This window comes from Eubacterium sp. MSJ-13 (genome assembly GCF_018918235.1).
GTDB lineage: Bacteria > Bacillota > Clostridia > Lachnospirales > Lachnospiraceae > Butyribacter.
Genome location: NZ_JAHLQE010000118.1, coordinates 1 through 3,724 on the forward strand (window position 1 = coordinate 1; position 3,724 = coordinate 3,724).

Annotated in this window: 7 protein-coding genes; all 7 read left to right on the forward strand. The window is 33.0% G+C overall.

Annotated features, from left to right (window positions below):
* Positions 1-228 precede the first annotated feature (228 nt).
* On the forward strand, positions 229-669 hold the full coding sequence (gene rplM, locus KQI69_RS07505; RefSeq protein WP_022015334.1) for a 50S ribosomal protein L13: 441 nt from the start codon (positions 229-231) through the stop codon (positions 667-669).
* A 19-nt stretch (positions 670-688) separates the two neighbouring features.
* On the forward strand, positions 689-1,081 hold the full coding sequence (gene rpsI / locus KQI69_RS07510; protein ID WP_216564743.1) for a 30S ribosomal protein S9: 393 nt from the start codon (positions 689-691) through the stop codon (positions 1,079-1,081).
* Between the two features lie 140 nt (positions 1,082-1,221).
* Positions 1,222-1,494 (forward strand): hypothetical protein, encoded by a 273-nt coding sequence (locus tag KQI69_RS07515; protein ID WP_216564744.1) that lies wholly within the window; start codon positions 1,222-1,224, stop codon positions 1,492-1,494.
* On the forward strand, positions 1,481-1,714 hold the full coding sequence (locus tag KQI69_RS07520; RefSeq protein WP_216564745.1) for a hypothetical protein: 234 nt from the start codon (positions 1,481-1,483) through the stop codon (positions 1,712-1,714). The genes KQI69_RS07515 and KQI69_RS07520 overlap by 14 nt, the downstream gene beginning before the upstream one ends.
* Complete coding sequence (locus tag KQI69_RS07525; protein ID WP_253289055.1) at positions 1,707-1,922, forward strand: hypothetical protein; 216 nt, start codon at positions 1,707-1,709, stop codon at positions 1,920-1,922. The genes KQI69_RS07520 and KQI69_RS07525 overlap by 8 nt, the downstream gene beginning before the upstream one ends.
* Before the next feature lie 337 nt (positions 1,923-2,259).
* The gene (locus KQI69_RS07530) at positions 2,260-2,592 is read left to right on the forward strand and encodes a CD3324 family protein (RefSeq protein WP_216564746.1); all 333 of its coding nucleotides are present in this window, start codon (positions 2,260-2,262) and stop codon (positions 2,590-2,592) included.
* Positions 2,589-3,434 carry a phosphotransferase enzyme family protein gene (locus KQI69_RS07535; RefSeq protein WP_371818773.1) on the forward strand — a complete coding sequence of 282 codons (846 nt, stop codon included), beginning with the start codon at positions 2,589-2,591 and terminating at the stop codon, positions 3,432-3,434. Before KQI69_RS07530 ends, KQI69_RS07535 begins: the two co-directional genes overlap by 4 nt.
* Positions 3,435-3,724 lie beyond the last annotated feature (290 nt).

Consider the following 3,724-nt stretch of genomic DNA (forward strand, 5'->3'; position numbering starts at 1 on the left):
ATTAAAAAAGTTTTTAAATTTCTTCCTTTTGACTATGACAAGGCTGAACTGTTACAAAAAACTAATTAGAAAATAAAAAAATACTTGACATATATGCCTATATATTGTATAATAGCGAAATGTGGCGTGTGACATGCTGAACCAAAGCCCCGGTAGAGCATCTACGCGCAGTATATTTAATTTATGTAGTAGATAAGATTCTAAGTGAATAAGTTAGGAGGTACTGGGATGAAGAGTTATATGGCTAGCCCATCCACAATTGAAAGAAAATGGTATGTAGTTGATGCTACAGGACATACATTAGGACGTCTTGCAACAGAAGTTGCAAATGTATTAAGAGGTAAGAATAAGCCTACTTATACACCACATATTGATACAGGTGATTATGTTATCGTTATCAATGCTGATAAGATTAAAGTAACTGGTAAGAAACTTGATCAGAAGATTTACTACAATCATTCAGACTATGTTGGTGGAATGAAAGAAACAACACTCAAGGAAATGCTCGCTAAAAAACCTGAGTATGTTATAGATCATGCAGTAAAAGGTATGCTTCCAAAGGGACCACTTGGTCGTCAGATGTTTACAAAACTTCATGTATATGCTGGTGCAGAGCACGGACATGAGGCTCAGAAGCCGGAAGTATTAGAAATCAAAGAGAGAGCATAATTGAGAGGAGGAAAATACAGTGGCAAACGCAAAATTTTATGGAACAGGTAGAAGAAAAAGCAGTATTGCTAGAGTATATTTAGTACCAGGTACAGGTAAGATCACAATCAACAAAAGAGACATTGATGAGTACTTTGGTCTTGAAACATTAAAGATTATCGTTCGTCAGCCACTTGAGGCTACAAACACAACAGATAAATATGACGCTATCATCACAGTTCGTGGTGGCGGATTTACAGGACAGGCTGGAGCTATCAGACATGGTCTTTCAAGAGCTCTCCTTACAGTAGATGGAGATTTCCGTCCTACACTTAAGAAAGCTGGTTACTTAACTCGTGACCCACGTATGAAAGAGCGTAAGAAATACGGTCTTAAGAAAGCTCGTAGAGCACCACAGTTCTCAAAGAGATAATTCAAGAGAATATTGGAAAAGTATATTATATATTTATATATTACACCTCAGGACTTTTGTTCTGGGGTGTTTTTTTATAATAACTATGGTATTATATATAATATAATGTTAAAAGTAATTATTTGATTGGAGTGATTTAATTGAAGGATTATGCGATTCTTACTAATGATGGAAAGTACACGATTTTTGAATTCAATAACCAAAGAATTCGTTTTATCACTTCTGACAAATTAGAAAAATATACGAAAGTTGTTGAGTGGGATAACGGATATCTGGTTGTGATGGCAAAATACAAGGAAATGCCAGAAGTTGAAGAATATATTGACCTAATTCCAATACTAAATATGTTATATTATGATACGGAAACATTCTTAAAACCAATCAAGGAGGTAAAGATATATGACGCAGCTTAGTATAAAAGATGTAGCTGATAATGCAGATATGATTATTAATGGGTATGCCTATACAAAAGATGGTGGTTATGTAAGAGTACTTAATCTTAATTGTTTGAATAATGTAGCAGTAATTTATAAAAATAAAATAGTAGAAACAAATATGGATGATATTGAAATTCAGATTGTGTTAGATTATTACAATAAGAACAAAGAGTTTATGGAGGAAATAGATGCCTAAGTATTATGAATTTAAGGTATGTGGCTATTATTTATATTATACAGCAAGCTGTGTTATAGAGGCTATGCATGTCCATGCAAGTGACAGAAAATTAACAGAGGCAGGTTCAGCAAAATTTTTTGTAAAAAGTGATGGGGATACGACAGTAGAGAAACAGGGGCAATTGAATGAGCGAGAAGTAAGAACAATTATAAGGAAATGTATTTGAAATGGCAGCAGTTAGCTAATACAGGGTATTATGGGGAGTAGATATAATGAGCAGTTTTGGGAAGGTGTCGGTAGTGTTACGCATACAACAGATATGTAACACTACTAGACATAAATCTCCAATTTATGGGCTTTTCTCGCTCTCGAAATATTCACAAAGAGATAATATATTCGAAACAGAATATCTTAGGATGTTTCGAAATTCAAAAGTCTATTATATCCTGAATTTATTGAAAAACTGTAGTATGTGTCTATATTTCATTCTGTATGAAATATAGACAGTTTTCTTTTGTTTAAGATGGTATAATTGAGTATATTTATACGAGGGAGCTGAGAGCATGAATTATAAAAATGCATATAATATATTACCTGACAGATTGGTACAGGAGATACAGCAGTATGTGCAGGGCGAATACATTTATATTCCTATAAAGGATAAGGCTATAAATTCTACACCCACTGAATATGAGCAGGAACTGATAAAACGCAACGAGCATATTTTTACGAAATCTTTAGTGGGTATAAGTAATAGTGAGCTTGCAGATAGGTATCATTTATCAGCGTCTAGTATTCGAAGAATTATCATAGAACAAAGGAAAGGGTATGAAGCAATGAATAATAAAATTTATCAAATAGTAAATGAGTGGGATATAGTGGAAAAAAAGATGTGAAGCAGATATATGATTCGGCTTGGCAAATCGGTGAAGATTTTGTTTTGAAAATATATGAAGATGTCAATATGCTTCAAAGGAATATAAAGATACTGACGATTTTAGAGGATAAGGGCATTCCGGTTGGTGGTATTGTTCTTACAAAAAGCAAGAAAACTTACGCAATGGATAATGAATACTATTATATTCTGACAAATAAACTTTTCGGCAGTAATATAACTGATATACATAAAAATACTGCAGTATCATCAAAAATGGGACGAGTTTTAGCAAAATTGCATAAGGCACTTAAAGAATGTGGAGCACAGGATGAATTTTGGGATAATAGTTTAATGAAAGAAATGAATGGTTGGATAAAAGTAGAGTTTATTAAGAGCAATTGGAGATATATAGATGAAGCCACATATTGTAATTTAGTAGATAGAATGGAGAAAATGTATGATAAGCTACCGGTTCAGCTAATTCACAGAGATGTGCATCTGGGTAATTTTTTATTTGACAATGGAAAATTTTCTGGCTATATAGATTTTGATTTGAGCCAGAGAAATATAAGAATCTTTGATTTGTGTTACTTCATGCTTGGATTGTTGTCTGAAGAGGAAGTGGTGGATATTTCAGAGAAGCGATGGTTCGAGATATTAAAATATTTCTTTGCAGGATATGAACAGGAAAATGAATTGTTGGCAGAAGAAAAACAAGCAGTACCTTATGTGATGGAGGCTATAGAACTTTTGTTTGCAGCATGGTTTGTAGAACAGGATGACATAAAATGTGCAGAAGATGCTATGCAAATTTATCAGTTTGTGGAGAAAAATATAGAAAGAATATTAAAGGTTATATAGTAAAAGCAGGTAGAATATAGTATGTTGAAATAGAAGTGATTGATAGCAGTGGGGGAGTCTTGGATAATATGCCTACAAGTAACACTGTTTCTATGAAATTTAGCATCTGAGCCACTTCTGGTTTCGTATATAACTTTCAAAGAGATAATAAATTCTTTTATAAAAAAATTATCACAATACAGAACATCTCAGGATGTTTCAGAAAAGTATATTATACCTCAGGACTTTTGACATGATACCTCTAAAGTAGACAGATTAAATATAAAATCTGTTGCTTGGGAGGTATTTTT

Coding starts and splice junctions, on each gene's coding strand:
- KQI69_RS07530 (WP_216564746.1), top strand. CDS start 2,260: ATGAATTATAAAAATGCATATAATATATTACCTGACAGATTGGTACAG.
- KQI69_RS07525 (WP_253289055.1), top strand. CDS start 1,707: ATGCCTAAGTATTATGAATTTAAGGTATGTGGCTATTATTTATATTAT.
- KQI69_RS07520 (WP_216564745.1), top strand. CDS start 1,481: ATGACGCAGCTTAGTATAAAAGATGTAGCTGATAATGCAGATATGATT.
- rplM (WP_022015334.1), top strand. CDS start 229: ATGAAGAGTTATATGGCTAGCCCATCCACAATTGAAAGAAAATGGTAT.